Consider the following 17643-nt stretch of genomic DNA (forward strand, 5'->3'; position numbering starts at 1 on the left):
ACCCCGCCCCCGCCCCGGCGACGACCCGCGCCGAGACCGCCACTTGTCGCCGAGACCGACGGTTCTGGCCGGCGGTCTCAGTGACAAGTGGCGGTCTCGGCGGAGGGGAGCGGCTCAGTCCACTGTCGTCCGGCGTCCGAGGAAGCACGGCGGCAGGGCAGATGCGAAGAGCCGGACCGGGCACGATGCCCGATCCGGCTCTCTCACTCAGCGGTACGTCAGCGACGCCAACGCCACCGACGAGGCCGCCACTGACGAGTGCGTCAGCGAGGCCTCCGCCAGCGGTGCAGGATCATCCGAAGCGACCGGAGATGTAGTTCTCGGTCTCTTCCTTGTCCGGGTTGGAGAAGATCGTCGAGGTGTCGTTGAACTCGATGAGCTTGCCGGGCTTGCCGGTGCCGGCGATGTTGAAGAACGCCGTCTTGTCCGACACGCGCGCGGCCTGCTGCATGTTGTGGGTGACGATGACGACTGTGTACTTGTCCTTGAGGTCGTTGATGAGGTCCTCGATCGCCAGCGTCGAGATCGGGTCGAGGGCCGAGCAGGGCTCGTCCATGAGGAGGACCTCGGGCTCGACGGCGATCGCGCGGGCGATGCACAGACGCTGCTGCTGGCCGCCGGAGAGTCCCGAGCCGGGCAGGTTGAGACGGTCCTTGACCTCGTTCCACAGGTTCGCGCCCTTGAGCGCGCGTTCGGTGAGATCGTCGGCGTCGGTCTTCGACATGCGCTTGTTGTTGAGGCGCACCCCGGCGAGCACGTTCTCCTTGATGCTCATCGTCGGGAACGGGTTGGCCCGCTGGAAGACCATGCCGACCTCGCGGCGGACGTTGACCGGGTCGACGCCGGCGCCGTAGATGTTGTTGCCGTCCATGAGGACCTCACCCTTGACGCTGGCGCCGGGGATGACCTCGTGCATGCGGTTGAGCGTGCGCAGCACGGTCGACTTGCCGCAGCCGGAGGGGCCGATGAACGCGGTCACCGACCGCGGTTTGATGTGCATGGAGACATCGTCGACGGCCTGGAAGTCGCCGTAGTAGATGTCGAGATCCTTGATGTCGATCTGCTTGGACATGTGGTGTCACCTCTCTGGAGACGTGTGAAGCGTGAAGCGTGTGGTGCGGGGATCCGCGCCGAGGCGGCCGGCGCCTGACATCGCCCGCCGGGGCTGCGTGTCGGTCAGTTCATCGGCCGGCCTTGGGGGCGAGGACCTTGGCGATGAAGCGGGCCAGCAGGTTGAGGAGCATGACGAGGATGACGAGGACGAGGGCCGCGGCCCACGCGCGCTCGGAGCTCGCCAGCGCCGCGTCACCCGGGGACACGGTCGCAGCTGCGAATCATAGATGTAGGTCGGCAGCGTCGACATCCAGCCGGAGAAGAGGTTCCAGTTGAGCGTCTTCGCGAATCCGGCGGTGACCATGATCGGGGCGGTCTCGCCGATGACGCGGGCGATCGCGATCGTCACACCGGAGAGGATGCCGGAGACCGAGGTCGGGAGGACGACCTTGACGATCGTCTTCCACTTCGGCACGCCGAGAGCGTACGAGGCCTCACGGAGGTCCATCGGCACCAGGCGGAGGATCTCCTCGGTGTTGCGCACGACGATCGGGATCATCAGCACCGACAGCGCCACCGAGGCGGTGAAGCCCGTCTTCGCGCTGCCTGTCGCATCCGGCATGACGAGCCCGAGGATCGTCGAGAAGAGCGCGAAGGCGAAGAGACCGGCGACGATCGACGGGATGCCCGTCATCACGTCGACGAGGAAGGTGATGGCCTTGCCGAGGCGGTTCTTGCCCGCGTACTCGACGAGGTAGATCGCGGTGAGCACACCGATCGGGATGGAGATCACGCAGGCGGCGAACGTGATGAGCACGGTGCCGACGATCGCGTGGTAGAAGCCGCCGGCCAGGGAGGCCTCACCGGCGACGTACTGCTGGTCGAGCACGCCCTTCATGCCGAGCATCGTGCGGGTGAGCAGATCGACGTTGATCGCCGCTCCGCCCTTCGAAACGGTCAGCCACAGCAGCGACACGAGGGGCACGCACGCGAGGACGAAGGTCGAGGTGACGATCGTCGTGGCGACGCGGTCGACGGCTTTGCGCCGACCCTCGTAGGCGCCGGAGATGATGAGCACCGCGGCGAGGTTGATGACGCCGGCGATGATCGCGGCGATGGCGACGGAGAAGCCGCCGGTCGCCACGACGGTGATGCCGATGCCGACGATGATCGAGGCCGCCGCGATGATCCAGGGGGTCGCCTTGGGCAGCTGCTTCGACGTCAGCGAACGGGTCTTGGTTGTCGCATTGTCCGAGGTCGTCAACATCATCAACTGCCCTTCACGGAAGTCTTGGCAACGATTGCGCGGGCCGCCATGTTCACCAGCAGGGTGATGACGAAGAGGACGAGGCCGATCGAGATGAGCTCGGACAGGCGCAGTCCTGCGGCCTCAGGGAAGTTCTGCGCGATCTCCGAGGCGATGGTCTGGTTGCCGCTGACGAGCAGCGACGCGGTGAGCAGGCCGGGGGAGAGGATCATCGCGACGGCCATCGTCTCACCGAGGGCGCGGCCGAGTCCGAGCATCGTCGCCGAGGCGATGCCCGACTTGCCGAACGGCAGCACTGCCATGCGGATCATCTCCCAGCGGGTGGCGCCGAGCGCGAGCGCCGCCTCCTCCTGCAGGCGCGGGGTCTGGAGGAAGATCTCGCGGGTCAGCGAGGTGATGATCGGCAGGATCATGATCGAGAGAACGAGGGAGGCGGTGAGCAGCGTGCGACCGGTGCTCGAGATCGCGCCGTCGGCGCCGGGGGCGAAGATCGGGATCCACCCGAACCACGTTGCGAGCCACCCGTAGAAGCCGGTGAGGTTGCCGGCGAGCGTGAGGCCCCAGAGGCCGTAGACGACCGAGGGGATGGCGGCGAGCAGGTCGATGACGTAGCCGAGGGCCGGGGCGAGCCGGCGCGGAGCCATGTGCGTCGTGAAGAGCGCGATGCCGAGCGCGAACGGGGTCGCGACGACGAGGGCGATCGCCGAGGACACGAGCGTGCCGATGACGAGCGGCCACACATAGGCGAAGAAGCCGTTGCCGCCGGTGATCGCGCTCGGATCGGTGAGCTGGGCCTCGATCGTTTCGCTCGACTGCGCGAGGAGGAAGAGGGCGACGCCGGCCAGGGTGAGAAGGATCAGGATGCCGGCGGCGAGCGTCGCGCCGGAGAAGATGCGGTCGCCGGGCCGGACAACGGCCTTGGGCGCCCTGGCCGGGGCCGCCTGGGCGCTCGGCTGAGGCGCGCCGGCCGGGTCTGCCTCAGTGGTCTGTGTGCTGGTCGGCACAGCTGCTCCTCATGTCGCAGGTGGGGATCCGCAGCGGATCGTGGGCACCGAAGAGCGGCGTAGCGGGAGCTACGCCGCTCTTCGACTGTACAGAATGGCAGGTCAAAGCGTCAGTTTCAGCCGGAGACCTGGATGGTGTCGAGGACGGAGTTGATCTGGTCGCGGAGGTCGCTCGAGATCGGAGCGGAACCGGCCGACTCAGCAGCCGAGGCCTGTCCCTCTTCCGAGACGACGTACTGCTCCCACGCCTTGACCATGTCGACGGTGTTCTGGTCCGAGTAGGACGAGCACACGATGTGGTAGGAGACGAGGACGATCGGGTAGGCGCCCGACTCGGTGGTGTCGCGAGCGAGGTCGAAGGCGAGGTCGCCCTCACCACGGCCCGAGACCGTCTCCGAGGCGTCGAGGACCTTCGAGGCGGCCTCCGGGGAGAGCTCGACGAATTCCTCGCCGACCTTGACCTTCGCCGAGGTGAGCGAACCGACGGCCGAGGCGTCGGCGTAGCCGATCGCACCGTTGGTGTCGGTCACGGTCTGGACGACGCCGTCGGTGCCCTGGGCGGCTTCGCCGCCGTAGGCGCCGGGCCAGTTGCCGTCGGGATCCTCGTCCCAGACGTCACCGGCGGTCGCCTTGAGGTACTCGGTGAAGTTCTCCGTGGTGCCCGAGTCGTCGGCGCGGTGCACGGCGGTGATGTTGAGGTCGGGCAGGGTCGCATCCGGGTTGTCGGCGGCGATGGCCTCGTCGTTCCAGTTCGTGATGTCGCCCTTGAAGATGCCGGCGATCGTGGCGGGCGAGAGGTTGAGCGAGTCGACGCCCTCGACGTTGAACGCCACGGCGATCGGGGAGATGTAGACGGGGAACTCGAAGGCTCCGTCGGGGCCGCAGACTTCCTGCGTCTGGGCGATCTCTTCGTCGTCGAGGTAGGCGTCGGAACCGGCGAACTGCGCGTTGCCGGCGAGGAACTGCTCGCGGCCGGCACCCGAGCCGTCGGGCGAGTAGTTGACCGTGACGCCGGAGTTCTGGGAGGTGAAGTCGGCTGTCCACGCATCCATCGCCGCCTTCTGCGAGGAGGCGCCGATGCCGGTGAGAGTGCCCTGCAGGTCGCTTTCGCCGCCGCCGCTGGCGGATTCGCCGGTGGCGGAGGTTCCGCCACACGCCGAGAGGGTGAGAGCGCCGACTGCGAGGAATGCAGCGGAGGGGGCAAGATGCTTCAGCTTCACGAAGTTGCCTTTCTGATTGAGCACACGTTTTCGAGCGATCCCGAACGTTCACCGACAACGCTAAGGATGATGTGTAAAGCGAGGGGAGTGGCTCAGTGAATGGAAGGTGAATGGGAGCTGAAGCATTGGAGCCGTGCTGAGTGCTCGGTCACATGCGGGCGGGGATTCGTGAAAGACTCGACGCCGAGGCTGCTGTGCCCAGGCCTCGACCGTGCCGTATCCGGTGCTGCTTCGTCCCGTGAGACCGCGGCAGCAGGACCCGCGGTCGCACCCGGCGTCGCGCTCACGCGTCGATGGGGCGGAAGCGCTCGACGTCGACGATGCGCGGGACCGTGCCGGGCCGGACATAGGCGACGAGGATCTCACCGGGTTTGAGGTAGGGATCGTCGGTCGGCAGGGTCTGGGCGATGCGCTTGGGGGAGTGCCGGGCGAAGACCTCGAGGATCGTCGGCAGCACGGGTCGATGCGTGCAGAACGCCGTCGGCCGGCCCTTCTCGAGCAGCTTCTCGATGTAGCGCGCCGTCTTCTCCGGGTTCGCGGCGGTCGCCTTCTCGCTCAGCGTCGCGACCTTCTTGATCGACTTGCCGGTCGCCGCGGAGAACGGGGCGAGGGTCGCCACGCACCGCTTCCACGGACTCGAGACGAGCTTCTTCACCTCCCACGCCGCGAGCAGACCGGTCAGGGCCATCGCCTGCCGGGTGCCGAGGGCGAGCAGGGGGCGGACGTGCTCGGTCTCGTACCACTTCGCCCGCGGGAACGCCTTGCCGTGGCGGACGAGGATGAGCGGCCACGCCCGCAGCGCGTCCGTCTCGTCGTACTTCTCGAGGGCGTCGAGCTGGTCGCGGTCGGCATACGACGTCAGCTTCGTGCGGGCCAGCGCGATCGGCAGCCATACGGCCTCATCGACCTCCCGGCGGTTGAGCGGCGCGAACGTCGCCTCCCCCTTGACCTGGGCCGACCAGTAGAAGACCTTCTTGAGGTTGCGCCCGCCGACCATGTACTCGGCCGTCGGCAGCGGGACCCCGAGCTGGATCTCGAAGCCCGTCTCCTCCCTGACCTCGCGGATCGCGGCCTCCGGCAGCGTCTCCCCGGGTTCGACCTTGCCCTTGGGCCACGACCAGTCGTTGTACCGGGGCCGGTGGATGAGGGCGACCTCGATGCCCTCGGCGCCGTTGCGCCAGCACACCGCGCCGGCGGCGAGGATGTCGGCGGTGACCCGCGATGATGCCTGCGCGGAATCGACCGTCGAAGGGCTCACGCGTCCTCTCCGATCAGACGGCGCTTGCGGTGGCGGCGGATGAGCTCCGTCTGGTAGTCGGTGAGCTCCGCACCGTCGGGTGCGTGCGTCGTCCGCGTCCACACGCCGTCCCCGGCGAGTTCGAACGCCGAGGTGGTCGGGGCGAACGCGAGGTCGAAGAGCTCGATGATCTCCGCCTTGTGGTTCGGGGCGACGAGTTCGATGAGCGTCTCGACGCGGCGGTCGAGGTTGCGGTGCATCATGTCCGCCGAGCCGATGTAGACGATCGGGTCGCCGCCGTTGCCGAAGACGAACGCGCGGGAGTGCTCGAGGAAGCGTCCGAGCACGGAGCGGACGGTGATGTTCTCACTCAGCCCCGGGATGCCCGGGCGCAGGGCGCAGATCCCGCGGACGAAGACCTCGACCTCCACGCCGGCCGCCGACGCGCGGTAGAGGGCGTCGATGATCGCCTCGTCGACGATCGAGTTCACCTTGATCCGCACGCTGCCGGCACCACCCGCCTCGGCGATCCTGATCTCGGACTCGATGAGCTCGATGAGACCGGCGCGCACCCGAGTGGGGGCGACGAGGAGACGGGAGTACTCGGCCCGCGGGGCGTAGCCGGAGAGCTGGTTGAACAGCTTCGTGAGGTCGTCGGCGACGGCCTTGTCCTTCGTCAGCAGCCCGAAGTCCTCGTAGAGGCGCGCGGTCTTCGGGTGGTAGTTGCCGGTTCCGACGTGGCAGTAGCGGGCCAGCCCCTCGGCCTCCTGCCGGACGACGAGGGAGAGCTTCGCGTGGGTCTTGAGCCCGACGATGCCGTAGACGACGTGGACGCCGGCGCGTTCGAGCTTGCGGGCCCACGTGATGTTGGCCTCCTCGTCGAACCGGGCCTTGATCTCGACGACGGCGAGGACCTGGATGCCCGACTGGGCGGCGTCGACGAGGGCGTCGATGATCGGCGAGTCGCCGGAGGTGCGGTAGAGCGTCTGCTTGATCGCGAGCACGTTCTTGTCCGCGGCCGCCTGCTCGAGGAACGCCTGGACGCTCGTGGAGAACGAGTCGTACGGGTGGTGGAGGAGGATGTCCCGGCTCGAAACGGCGGCGAACACGTCGACCTGGTCGCTCGATTCGCGCAGCGAGAGGTCCTTGTTCATCTGCGGGACCATCTTCGGGAAGTGGAGGTCGTCGCGCGGGACATCGGCGATGTCGGCCATGCCGGAGAGGTCGAGCGGGGTGGGCAGCTGGTAGATCTCGGACTCGTCGATGCCGAGTTCGTCCTTGAGCATCTCCCGCACCCGGGGGTGGATGTCCTCGGTGATCTCGACGCGCACCGCCGGGCCGAAGCGACGCCGCAGCAGCTCCTTCTCCAAAGCCTTGAGGAGGTTCTCCGCGTCGTCCTCCTCGACCTCGAGGTCCTCGTTGCGGGTGACGCGGAACGTCGAATGGTGGATGACCTCCATGCCCTCGAACAGGGCGTCGAGGTGGGCGGCGATGATGTCCTCGAGCGCGACGAAGCGGGCGGGGACGTCGCGTCCGGCGGGTCGGTCGGTCACCTCGGCGACATTGAAGAACCGGGGCAGACGCGGGGGCACCTTGACCCGGGCGAAGAGCTCCTTGCCGGAGTCCGGGTAGCGCAGCAGCACGCCGAGGTTGAGCGAGAGTCCCGAGATGTAGGGGAACGGGTGCGCGGGATCGACGGCGAGCGGGGTGAGGACGGGGTAGACGTGTCCGGCGAAGAACTCGTCGACGCGGGCGCGCTCGGATTCGGTGAGCTCGTCCATCGAGACCTTCGTGATCGCCTCGGCGTCGAGGAGCGGGCCGATCTCGTTCTTCAGCAGCTCCGCGTGCCGGGTCATGAGCTCATGCGCCCGGATGTTGATCGCGTGCATGACCTGCTGGGGCATGCGTCCGGTGACCGTGGGCACGGCGAGGCCGGTGTTGATGCGGCGCTTGAGCCCGGCGACGCGGACCATGAAGAACTCGTCGAGGTTCGTTGCGAAGATCGAGAGGAAGCGCACGCGTTCGAGGAGGGGAACCTCGGGGTCGGAGGCGAGGTCGAGGACGCGTTCGTTGAAGGCGAGCCAGCTCAGCTCCCGGTCGAGGAAGCGGTCCTCGGGGGAGGGCAGGTCGAGTTCCTGCCCGGCGGCGATGACGTCATACATCCAACTGCTCCTGGGTGCTCTGAGCCGGTGTGGCCGGCGCATACGACACATGCGCCACCGCGACGTGGAATCCCAGCCGCTCGTACAAGCCTAGCGCCGGGGCGTTGTCCGATTCGACGTAGAGCTCGATCGCGGTCGCCCCGGCCGTGACCATCCGCCGCATGCCCTCGATCGTGAGCGCCCGGCCCACGCCCTTGGCATGGACGCCGGGGTCGACTCCGACGACGTAGACCTCGCCGAGGCGGTCGCCCGCTTCCGTGTCCGTGAGCTTCGTCTCATGGAAGCCGATGACGGTGTCGGTGCCGTCGACGGTGCGGGCGGCGATGACCACGGTTGCTGGATCGAAGCCGTCGGCGCCGACGATCGACGCGATGTCGTCGAGCGTCTGGTGGCCCTGCTCGGGGTGCCAGTCGAAGGCGGCGTTGTTGACCCGCAGCCATCCGGCTTCGTCGCCCGGGGCGAACGAGCGGATCGTCACGCCCTCCGGCGGCGTGACCGTCGGAAGGTCGTCGAGCGTGAGGTCGGGGTCGGTGCGCATCTGATAGAGCACCCGGTCGCGGCTGAGGCCGTGCCGGGCGGCGAGATGCCTGGCGGCCGGGTCGTCGCCGTGCGACCAGCACCAGGCGCTCGGCTCCTCGGCGAGAATCGCGGTGAGCAGGGCCTCGCCGTGGCCGCGACCGCGGTGGTCGGGGTCGATGAGGAACTCCGCGGCGTGCCTCTCGCCCTGCCGGGCCCGGATGCCGAAGCCGATGAGTTGGGCGGCGAGGGCGTCGGTGGCTGTGTTGTCGGTTGCGTCGGTGGACGCTGCGTCGTCGTAGACGCGCCACACGCTCGAAGCGGTCTGCGCGTCATGGGCGGTGTCCTCACCGGTGGCGATCGCGAGCAGGCCGCCGGAGATCTCCGCCGCCCCGTCGTGGGCGGTCACGCGATCGAGGAAGGACAGCTCCGCCTCGGTGACGGTGTCGATCGGGGTGCCGGTGACGGCTCCGCTCGCGACGATTCTCATGCACTCATCTCCGTGTCTCTCGACTGGGTCTCTGCTGCGGGCTCTGCGTCCGGGGCCTCGTCCTCCTCGGCGCCGGCGTCGGGGCTGAAGCGGTAGCCGACGTTGCGGACGGTGTGGATCGCGTTCTCGAGGTCCTTGCCGAGCTTCGCCCGCAGCCGGCGGACGTGGACGTCGACGGTGCGGGTGCCCCCGTAGTAGTCGTCGCCCCAGACGCCGAGGAGGATCTCGTCGCGGGTGAACACGCGCTCGGGGTGCATCGCGAAGAACTTGAGCAGGGAGAACTCGCGGTAGGTGAGGTCGAGTGCGCGACCGCCGAGGTCGGCGGTGAACGAGGTCTCGTCGATGCGCAGCGCGCCGCTGACGACGACCATCGGCTCGCCGTTCTCGTTCCAGCCGCTCGCCGCGCCCGACCCGTTCGCCCCGACCCCGCCGGTGCCGAGCTCGCCCCGGAGCGGATGGCACCCTGGACGCTCGCGGTGCCCGCGCGGTCACGGGCCAGTCGCAGCCGGGCCTCCACCTCGGCGGGCCGGCCGTGGAGAGGAGGATGTCGGTGACGGCCCACCGCGCCGATGCCGTGGCCAGCCCGCCTTCGCTGAGGACGACGATGATCGGCAGGCGCAGGCCCGCGGTCTCGAGCGCCGCGGCGATCCGCGGGGCCAGCGAGAGGTCGAGGCACGCGTCGACGAGGGCCACCTCGGCGTCGGTCGTCGTCGCGGCCAGCATGTCGAGGCCGATGCGCTCGACGTGATGGCCGAGGTATTCGAGGGACTGCGGAACGAGCGGCGTCGCGGGTTCCAGGGCGGGGCAGATGTGCAGGATCCTCATGCTCTGCCTGCCCCCTGTGGTCTTCCGTGTTCGGCTTGAGGGAGAGTATATCGAGCGTGCTCAGCCGGGTGCGAGGCGTCCCGTCATTCGGCGGTCGGCGGCGCTTCGGGCGGTCGGCGACGACGGCGGACAGATGGCGGCCGAGCGGTGCGGGAATCGTCGCACGCCGGGCCGATAGGGCACGATAGATGAGTGATCAGATGGATACGAGTAGCAGTCGCGCTTGCCCTCGCCGTCGCCCTGAGCGGGTCGGTGTACTGGGGCTACACGCTCTTCCTGCTCGCGACGGGGCTCATCGTCCTCGGCGTCTCCTACGGCTGGCCGCGGCTGACGGACTCCCCGCAGCCGCGCGCGACCTCGATCATGCTCGCCCTCTTCGGCTTCGCGGGTCTCTTCGCCGCATGGCGTGACGACTCCGCCCCCTACCTCGACTGGCTGCCGGTGCTCGCCGGCCTCGGGCTGCTGTGGACCTTCGTCCAGAACCTCACCCGCGGCATGGGCGCCTCGGACGCCGTGGCGAACGTGTCGGCGCAAGTGGCCGGCGTCGTCATCGTCCTCTCGGCGAGCACGTGGGTGGCGGCGGCGACGGTGCCCGGTGACAAGCAGGTCATCGTCGTCGGCCTCGCCGCCCTCATCATCGCCGAATGCATGACCGCGCTGCCGTGGCCGGCGATCTACACCTCACCGCTCGCGGTGGCGATGGCGACGGCGAGTGCCGGGATCGTGTCCGTGCTCGTCCTCGATTCGACGATCGGGCTGCCGATCGCCCTCGTCCTCGGCGCCGTCATGGGCCTCCTCGTCGCCGGTGTCGACCGGATGCTCGGACTCATCGCCTACGCGAGGTATCAGGCGACGAACCTCGAGCTCGCGCAGAACCTCGCGGCCAAGCGCAACGTCGAGAAGGCCCGCAGCTTCGCTGTCCAGCTCGCCCTCGGCGCCACCCCCATCGCCCTCGGCGGCGTCGTCGTCTACGCCCTCGAGCGCATCGCCCTCTAGTCACCATCCTTGCCGGGTCACCTGCCGCGGGAGAGCGGTTGGCTGAGGTCAGGGACGGGACTGTAGACTCGACGGCATGGAAGAAAACCTCGTGCTTCTCGAAATCGTCTTCTCCGGACTCGTCGGCGTTGCCGCGCTCGGCGCCCTCGGCGTCGCCTACAAGGTCGTCAAGTCCCTCATCGTCGTGAATCGCTGAGACACATGATCGAGATCGACGCCTCCGTCAACCCGGAACTCGTTCCCCTCTCGTGGCTCATCGGCTCGTGGGAAGGCGTCGGCGTCGTCGGATACGCCGACACCCCTGAGAAGCAGTTCGGCCAGCGCATCGAGTTCGTCGCGCACCCGGGTACTCCGTACCTCCAGTACACCGCGCATGCGTGGCTGCTCACCGAGGAGGGCGAGCTCGACGCGACGCTGACCCTGGAGACCGGCATCTGGCAGCTCGTGCGTCCCCGCGACAACGGCGACGTCGGACCGGGCATGCTCGTGCCCACCGAGGAGCCGAGCTTCACCTCGGCGGCGGCCGTCGAGACCCTGCGGACGAACGACGACGCCTTCGAGATCGAAGCCGAGATCGTCCACCCGCACGGTGTCATGGAGCTCTACGCCGGCTACGTCAAGGGCCCGCGCATCGACCTCTCCACCGACGTCGTCGCCCGGACGAAGACCGCGAAGGAGTACACCGCCTCGACGCGGATGTACGGACTCGTCGGCGGCGAACTCATGTGGGCGTGGGACATGGCCGCCCTCGGCCACGAACTCGCCACCCACTCCTCGGCGAGGCTGAAGAAGCTCAGCTGAGATGACCGGGAACCCGACTCCGGACCCAGACACCGCGACACCCCCGCGTCCTTCCTCGCTGCCGCGCGGACTGAGCTCGTCCGCGGTCCTCGGCACCGGTGATCTGGCGCAGACCCCGATGCACTACGGTGAGCCCCTGCGCGAGCAGCGTGCGCTCGCCGAACGCGGCGCGATCGTCGACCTCGCCCACCTCCGCGTCCTCCGCCTCACCGGCGCCGACCGGCTCACCTGGCTCAACTCGATCACGACGCAGAAGCTCGACACCCTGGCCCCGGGCATCGCGACCGAGACCCTCGTCCTCGACCCCAACGGGCGCATCGAGGGCTGGCTCAAGCTCATCGACGACGGCGAAGCGCTGTGGGCGCTCAGCGATCTGCGCACTGACGAGACCCTCGACTTCCTCCGCCGCATGGTCTTCATGATGCGCGTGACGATCGAGGATGTCAGCGCCGACTACCAGGCCATCGGAGCGATCCGCAGCCTGCCCGAGGCACTGCCCGTGACGCAGGTCTGGGCCGATCCGTGGCCGCACATCGGCACCGGATCCGCCTCCTACGCCGAGGTCGACCTCGGACTCGATGTCGCCGGCAGTGAGCACCCCGGTCTCGAGACCCCCTTCGTCATCGGCATCGTCGCCCGCGCGGAGCTGGCGACCACCCCGGCGAGCGAGTTCCGGATGGCCGGCTTCGACTCGTGGGAGGCTCTGCGCGTGGCCGCGTGGCGGCCGGGACGCAGCGAGATCGACCACAAGTCGCTCGTCGGCGAGCTCGACCTGCTCCGCACCTCCGTCCACCTCGCGAAGGGCTGCTACCGCGGTCAGGAAGCGGTGGCCCGGGTCCACAACCTCGGACAGCCGCCTCGGCGCCTCGTCTTCGTCCACCTCGACGGGTCGGGCCACATCCACCCCGACCCCGGCGCCGAGGTGATGAGCACCGTGCGCGGCACGCAGCGTCCCGTCGGGGAGCTCACCTCGGTGGCCCAGCACTACGAGCTCGGGCCGATCGGCCTCGCCGTCGTCAAGCGCACCGTCGCCGCCGACGCCCCGCTCACCGTCGACCTCGGCGAGGGCGGGATCGTCACCGGGGCGCAGGAGATCATCGTCGCCCCCGAACGCGGACGCGAACGCAGCCTGCCGGGGCGGAACAAGGATGTCGACATGCGGAATCAGCACCGCTGAGCCGCTCGATCGCGTGAGGGCACGCGCGAGCGCGCCCGGCGGCCGCCTCGGCGCGGGGATCAACCGTGCTCAGAGGACGTGCTGGTGACCCCCGAATGACGTCGGTCGCGGCAGAGGCGTGACGACGGATTCCGCACCTCTCCGGGCCCCTGATTGCGGGTTCTGCTCACCTGCCGGACTCGGAATGACAAGAACCGTCGCCACACTCTATTGTTCCCGTTATGACAGCTTTGGAAATTGGCGGCGAAGCTCTGCCGCAGGAACGCAAGATCGTCACCGAGATCCCGGGACCGAAGTCCCGTGAGATCGAGGCCCGGCGATCGACCGCCGTCGCGACCGGCGTCGGATCGAGCCTTCCGGCCTACGTGGTCGCCGCAGGCGGAGGAATCCTCAAGGACGTCGACGGCAATCAGCTCATCGACCTGGGATCCGGCATCGCCGTGACCACCGCGGGCAACGCGAACCCCCGCGTCGTCAAGGCCGCGACCGAACAGCTCGAGGCGTTCACGCACACGTGCTTCATGGTCAACCCCTACGAGAGCTACGTCGAGGTCGCCGAGGCGCTCAACCGTCTCACCCCCGGTGACCACGAGAAGCGCACCGTGCTCCTCAACTCCGGCGCCGAGGCGGTTGAGAACGCCGTGAAGATCGCCCGCGCGCACACGAACCGTGACGCGGTCGTCGTCTTCGACCACGCGTACCACGGTCGCACCAACCTCACGATGGCGATGACCGCGAAGGCTCATCCCTACAAGGCCGGGTTCGGCCCGTTCGCCGGTGAAGTCTACCGCGCGCCCATGTCGTACCCCTTCCGCGACAACGATGCCGCCGGCACGAAGGTCAGCGGCGAAGAGGCGGCCAAGCGCGTGATGACGATGATCGACAAGCAGATCGGCGCGGAGAACGTCGCCGCGATCGTCATCGAGCCCATCCAGGGCGAGGGCGGCTTCATCGTCCCGGCCGAGGGCTTCCTCCCGACGCTCGTCGAGTACGCGCGGGAGAACGGCATCGTCTTCGTCGCCGACGAGGTCCAGGCCGGCTTCGCCCGCACCGGCAAGATGTTCGCCAGCGAGTGGGAGGAGATCGTCCCCGATCTCATCACCACGGCGAAGGGCATCGCCGGCGGTCTGCCGCTCTCGGCGGTCACCGGTCGCGCAGAGATCATGGACTCGGTCGGTCCCGGCCGCCTCGGCGGCACCTACGGCGGCAACCCCACCGCGTGTGCGGCTGCCCTCGGTGCGATCGAGGCGTACGAGAACGACGGTCTCCTCGAGCGGGCGACGCAGATCGGCGAGCTCATCACCGACCGCCTCGTCAAGCTCCAGGACACGTACCCGGAGATCGGCGACATCCGCGGCCGCGGGGCGATGGTCGCCGCCGAGTTCGTGGGTCGCGACTCGATCGACCCGAACCCCGAACTCGTCAAGGACCTCGCGGCCTACGCGGCGAAGAACGGCGTCCTCGTCCTCACGACGGGCACCTTCGGCAACGTCCTGCGGTTCCTGCCGCCGCTGACGATCTCCGACGAGCTGCTGAACGATGCGTTCGACGTCCTCGAGGCGGGACTCGCCGAACTCCTCGGCTGACACCCGGCGGCGGTGAACGCCGCGTCGCCGCTCCTGTCACGACCCTGCTCACCCGGACTCCCCGCGGAGGCCTCACCGGCCCGCCGTGGGGAGACCGCGCCGGTGTGAGCAGGGTCGTGTGCGCTCTTCCTGCGAACTCGCCGCAAATGTAGGACACTTATAGTCATGGGTGCGACGACAGACGAGCGGCCGGAGGGCCGCTGGGCGCGCGTGTGGGGATTCCTGCGCGGCCCCCGCTTCGTCGATCTGCCGATTCGCGCCCTCGCCCTCATCATGGGCCTCACGGTCCTCGTCCCCGGGTCGTTCGAGACCGACGAACCGCTCTATGTCGGCCTGCTCATCGCCGCGTATGCGCTGCTCATCGTCACGCCTTTCGCGCCGCGGACGGTGGCGCTCATCGCCACGGCGGCCGGCATCGGCTACCTGTGGCTCTACCCCGACCTCGAGAACATGTTCCCCGAGGCGCTCATCCTCTCCGCAGGCGTCCTGCTCAGCTATTTCCGCTGGTGGTCGTTCGCGGCGGCGTCGCTCGGCCTGCTCGCCTACATCGGGGTCGCGACGCAGCTCGGCGCCTACGACGAGGGACTGCCGGGACTCATCGACCTCGGCTACGGGTGGCTGATGACCTCGGTGCTCGGCCTCGCGGCCGGGGTCATCGAACTGCGCTTCCGGCGCGAGATCACCCGACGCGAGACGGCGGCGCGCGAGCATGCGCGCACCGTGGAGGCGCTGCGCACGCGCTTCACCTCCGACACCCACGACACGATCTCCCATTCCCTGTCCACCGAGGCGGCGATCATCAAGTCCCTCGGCCGGGCCCCGCAGGCCCCGGGCACGGATCGGATGATCGCCGAGCTCGCGATGGTCAACGCGGAGGCCTCGAAGCGCCTGCGCCAGCTCATCGGTCGCCTGCAGGCGGATGCTCCCGACACCTCGCGGATCGAACTGCAGGCCGAGGCCTACCTCCTCACCTCGGCGATCAGGGACGGCAGCGCAGCCGGCGGGGTGCGGCTGGCGACGACGGTCGGTGACCTCCCCGCTCACGCCTCTCGCGAGGTCGGCGAGCATTTCACGGCCTTCATCCTCGAACTCGCGACGAACGTCATCCGCTACTCGACGCCCGGCACGGAGTCCCGCCTCGATGTCGCCGCGCTGCGCAGTGCGACCGACCGCGTCGACCTCCACTATCGCAGCATCAACAGCGCCGAGGCGGATCTCACCGTCGTGCCGCGCTCGCTGCAGGTGCGCGCGCAGGCCCTCGGCGGGGACTGCACGGTGGCGACGGCCCCCGACGGTCGGGTCGTCGTCGAGGTGGTCCATCCGGTGCGGCTGAGCGGTGACGGCGCCGAGGCGGCTGCCGGTGACCGCGGTGCCGGTGAGCGCGGAGCCGGTGAGCGCGGAGCCGCCGAATGCGTGAGTGAGGATTTCGCTGAGGTGGCGCGTGCTGATGGTGCCGGGCCGCGCGGTGGTGCCGGGCCTCGTAGTGCCGGGCAGCGCGGTGATTCCAGGGACGGCGGTTCTGGTGGGCTGGCGGACGTGCGCGCCGCTGCCGACGACCGTGCGCTTTCCAGCCGCAATGAGTCCGGTGTCCGTTCGCCTGAGCATTCGGCGACCGGGGCGCTCTCGATGTCGGGTGCCTCCGGCAGCGACGAGCTGCGCCTGCGCTCGGAGCCCGCGCACGGGGAACGGCAGCACAGCGGAAGCCGTCGCGGATGACGTCGCGCGTGAGCGGGACCGACCCGTCGCGCATGAGCGGAACCGACCCGGAGGCGGAGGAGCCGGCACCGCGCGTTCCCGCACACCCCGGCCCCGCCTCGGTGCTCATCGTCGATGATGACCGGTGGACGACGCGGGCGATCGCTGCGGCTCTCAGCGACGACGGGACGCTCACGGTGCTCGACCCCCGGCATTCGGGGGAGGACGCGGTCGAGGCGTTCATCCGGTTCCGCCCTGACCTCGTGCTCATGGACGTCAACATGCCGCCGGGGATGAGCGGGGTCGACGCGACCGCGCAGATCATCGACGTCGAGCCGAGCGCGCGGATCGTCCTCCTCACGACGGTCTCCCCGGGTCCGGGGATCGCGCGCGCCCTCGAGGCCGGTGCCCTGGCCGCGGTGAACAAGACGGCCTCGGACGCGGAGCTCGTCGGCGTCGTCAAGGCCGCGCTCGGCGGGGATTCGCCGGCGCTGCTGCGCTCACTCGCCGCGGACATCGTGCTCAGCGGCGATCCGCTGCCCGAAGCCCCCGAGGCGGCACCCGTCCTCACCGACAAGGAGCTCATCCTCCTGCGGCAGCTGTGTGCGGGCATGGACTACGGCGAGATCGCCGAGGCGCAGTTCGTCTCGCTCCACACCGTGAAGTCGCATGCGCGGAATCTGCGGATCAAACTCGGTGCGAAGAACCTCGCGCAGGTCGTCGTCCGCGCGATCCAGTTCAAGTTCTACTCACCGGAGTGAGGCGAGGGCGCTGACGCTCACCTGAAGCTCACCCGGCGATTTCATCCTTTTAGGCGATGACAGGCTCGCCCGAGCCGGGCACAGTGGGGGAGGCCGCGCAGACGTGCGGTCATCGCATCCGCCGATCGTGCGGTGGAAGGAGCAATCTGTGGAATTGTCGTTGCCGGCGGACCTGCTGGGAATCCTCATGATCCTCTTCGCGGCAGCGTCCGCGGTTCTCATCATCGCGCTCATGATCGTCGGACTGCGTGTGCTCATCAGAGTCGATCGCCGCCTCGGCCGGCAGCTGCCGCATGACGCAGCGCCGGCGAGCGGCACTGTGGCGGCACCTGATGATCGCCTTCTCACCGGTGGCGGTCATCGCGCGTAGACGACTCGTCCGCGGCATCGCCATCGCGGTCGGCAGCGGTCTCGCCGCGCTCATCGTCGGCGCGTTCGTCTGCGGGCGGGTGATCTCCTCGTTCACGGTCCAGGACGTTATCTTCGACAACGTGCCCTCGAAGGTCCACTGCGACGAGGTGCCGAGCCGCCGGGTCGCCGAACGGGCGGCAGCGGAGTTCCCCGCCATCGACGATGCCGACGTCCACGTGGTCGATCGGTGCGGCGGCGCGATCATCGAAGTCCAGTACGGCGGCGCGACGACACGCGAGCGCATCGAGGATGTCCTCGATGAGACCGGGCGCTGGGACCGCGAGTCAGGCTGGTGGTGGGAGTCCGTGCCCGTCCAGCTGAGCAACGTCTGAGGAAACGTCTGAGGCGGGGTGCCGGGGGCGCGTGCCGGCGTGTCGGGAGCGGATGCCATGATGGTCTCGGAGGCCCGGCACCGTCCTCGGTGCGGATCCGGACGACGACG

At 68.9% G+C, this 17643-nt stretch carries 15 protein-coding genes and 2 pseudogenes; 8 read left to right on the forward strand and 9 right to left on the reverse strand.

All coding sequences use genetic code 11. The annotated features are described in order from the left end of the window. Positions 1-292: 292 nt before the first annotated feature. The 9 genes and pseudogenes from pstB to AC2W7K_RS12075 all read right to left on the reverse strand — a co-directional run. Complete coding sequence (gene pstB, locus AC2W7K_RS12035) at positions 293-1072, reverse strand: phosphate ABC transporter ATP-binding protein PstB (RefSeq protein WP_198499655.1); 780 nt, start codon at positions 1070-1072, stop codon at positions 293-295. 109 nt (positions 1073-1181) lie between these two features. Beyond that, a pseudogene (pstA, locus tag AC2W7K_RS12040) lies at positions 1182-2320 on the reverse strand (phosphate ABC transporter permease PstA). A gap of 2 nt (positions 2321-2322) precedes the next feature. Next, complete coding sequence (gene pstC / locus AC2W7K_RS12045; RefSeq protein WP_198500788.1) at positions 2323-3213, reverse strand: phosphate ABC transporter permease subunit PstC; 891 nt, start codon at positions 3211-3213, stop codon at positions 2323-2325. A gap of 227 nt (positions 3214-3440) precedes the next feature. Then, entirely contained in the window at positions 3441-4544 is a 1104-nt protein-coding gene (gene pstS / locus AC2W7K_RS12050; RefSeq protein ID WP_198499653.1) for a phosphate ABC transporter substrate-binding protein PstS, read from the reverse strand. 283 nt (positions 4545-4827) lie between these two features. Then, on the reverse strand, positions 4828-5802 hold the full coding sequence (locus AC2W7K_RS12055) for an NUDIX hydrolase (protein WP_486006225.1): 975 nt from the start codon (positions 5800-5802) through the stop codon (positions 4828-4830). Continuing rightward, complete coding sequence (locus AC2W7K_RS12060; RefSeq protein WP_198499652.1) at positions 5799-7943, reverse strand: RNA degradosome polyphosphate kinase; 2145 nt, start codon at positions 7941-7943, stop codon at positions 5799-5801. Before AC2W7K_RS12060 ends, AC2W7K_RS12055 begins: the two co-directional genes overlap by 4 nt. Then, a complete protein-coding gene (mshD, locus tag AC2W7K_RS12065; protein WP_486006239.1) occupies positions 7936-8949 on the reverse strand; it encodes a mycothiol synthase in 1014 nt (337 codons plus the stop codon). Before mshD ends, AC2W7K_RS12060 begins: the two co-directional genes overlap by 8 nt. After that, entirely contained in the window at positions 8946-9320 is a 375-nt protein-coding gene (locus AC2W7K_RS12070; RefSeq protein ID WP_486006240.1) for a winged helix-turn-helix domain-containing protein, read from the reverse strand. The genes mshD and AC2W7K_RS12070 overlap by 4 nt, the downstream gene beginning before the upstream one ends. Before the next feature lie 211 nt (positions 9321-9531). Beyond that, positions 9532-9774: pseudogene (locus AC2W7K_RS12075) on the reverse strand (winged helix-turn-helix domain-containing protein); the annotation flags it as partial. A 192-nt stretch (positions 9775-9966) separates the two neighbouring features. Here AC2W7K_RS12075 and AC2W7K_RS12080 point away from each other — a divergent pair. The 8 genes from AC2W7K_RS12080 to AC2W7K_RS12115 all read left to right on the forward strand — a co-directional run bounded on the left by AC2W7K_RS12080 (position 9967) and on the right by AC2W7K_RS12115 (position 17533). Beyond that, positions 9967-10770 (forward strand): ammonia permease, encoded by an 804-nt coding sequence (locus AC2W7K_RS12080; protein WP_232623703.1) that lies wholly within the window; start codon positions 9967-9969, stop codon positions 10768-10770. A 201-nt stretch (positions 10771-10971) separates the two neighbouring features. After that, positions 10972-11571 carry a heme-binding beta-barrel domain-containing protein gene (locus AC2W7K_RS12085; protein WP_198499649.1) on the forward strand — a complete coding sequence of 200 codons (600 nt, stop codon included), beginning with the start codon at positions 10972-10974 and terminating at the stop codon, positions 11569-11571. 1 nt (position 11572) lies between these two features. Continuing rightward, positions 11573-12748 carry a CAF17-like 4Fe-4S cluster assembly/insertion protein YgfZ gene (ygfZ, locus tag AC2W7K_RS12090; RefSeq protein WP_376871424.1) on the forward strand — a complete coding sequence of 392 codons (1176 nt, stop codon included), beginning with the start codon at positions 11573-11575 and terminating at the stop codon, positions 12746-12748. A 221-nt stretch (positions 12749-12969) separates the two neighbouring features. Further along, positions 12970-14334, forward strand: coding sequence for a 4-aminobutyrate--2-oxoglutarate transaminase (gabT, locus tag AC2W7K_RS12095; protein WP_376871421.1), 1365 nt, complete (start codon positions 12970-12972; stop codon positions 14332-14334). A gap of 165 nt (positions 14335-14499) precedes the next feature. Continuing rightward, a complete protein-coding gene (locus tag AC2W7K_RS12100) occupies positions 14500-16050 on the forward strand; it encodes a sensor histidine kinase (protein ID WP_486006226.1) in 1551 nt (516 codons plus the stop codon). Between the two features lie 32 nt (positions 16051-16082). Further along, complete coding sequence (locus tag AC2W7K_RS12105) at positions 16083-16790, forward strand: response regulator transcription factor (RefSeq protein ID WP_198499645.1); 708 nt, start codon at positions 16083-16085, stop codon at positions 16788-16790. Positions 16791-16938: 148 nt separating this feature from the next. Further along, positions 16939-17160, forward strand: coding sequence for a hypothetical protein (locus tag AC2W7K_RS12110; RefSeq protein ID WP_198499644.1), 222 nt, complete (start codon positions 16939-16941; stop codon positions 17158-17160). After that, positions 17123-17533: a hypothetical protein gene (locus AC2W7K_RS12115; protein ID WP_198499643.1), complete on the forward strand. Its 411-nt coding sequence runs from the start codon at positions 17123-17125 to the stop codon at positions 17531-17533. The genes AC2W7K_RS12110 and AC2W7K_RS12115 overlap by 38 nt, the downstream gene beginning before the upstream one ends. Positions 17534-17643: the final 110 nt, after the last annotated feature.

The organism is Brevibacterium sp. LAARM2_SD2 (assembly GCF_057364785.1).

Bases quoted from the DNA above. Each gene is read 5' to 3' on its own strand.
- AC2W7K_RS12105 (WP_198499645.1), top strand. From the start codon at position 16,083: ATGAGCGGAACCGACCCGGAGGCGGAGGAGCCGGCACCGCGCGTTCCC.
- AC2W7K_RS12085 (WP_198499649.1), top strand. From the start codon at position 10,972: ATGATCGAGATCGACGCCTCCGTCAACCCGGAACTCGTTCCCCTCTCG.
- pstB (WP_198499655.1), bottom strand. From the start codon at position 1,072: ATGTCCAAGCAGATCGACATCAAGGATCTCGACATCTACTACGGCGAC.
- gabT (WP_376871421.1), top strand. From the start codon at position 12,970: ATGACAGCTTTGGAAATTGGCGGCGAAGCTCTGCCGCAGGAACGCAAG.
- AC2W7K_RS12060 (WP_198499652.1), bottom strand. From the start codon at position 7,943: ATGTATGACGTCATCGCCGCCGGGCAGGAACTCGACCTGCCCTCCCCC.
- ygfZ (WP_376871424.1), top strand. From the start codon at position 11,573: ATGACCGGGAACCCGACTCCGGACCCAGACACCGCGACACCCCCGCGT.
- AC2W7K_RS12100 (WP_486006226.1), top strand. From the start codon at position 14,500: ATGGGTGCGACGACAGACGAGCGGCCGGAGGGCCGCTGGGCGCGCGTG.
- mshD (WP_486006239.1), bottom strand. From the start codon at position 8,949: ATGAGAATCGTCGCGAGCGGAGCCGTCACCGGCACCCCGATCGACACC.
- AC2W7K_RS12070 (WP_486006240.1), bottom strand. From the start codon at position 9,320: ATGGTCGTCGTCAGCGGCGCGCTGCGCATCGACGAGACCTCGTTCACC.
- AC2W7K_RS12115 (WP_198499643.1), top strand. From the start codon at position 17,123: ATGATCGCCTTCTCACCGGTGGCGGTCATCGCGCGTAGACGACTCGTC.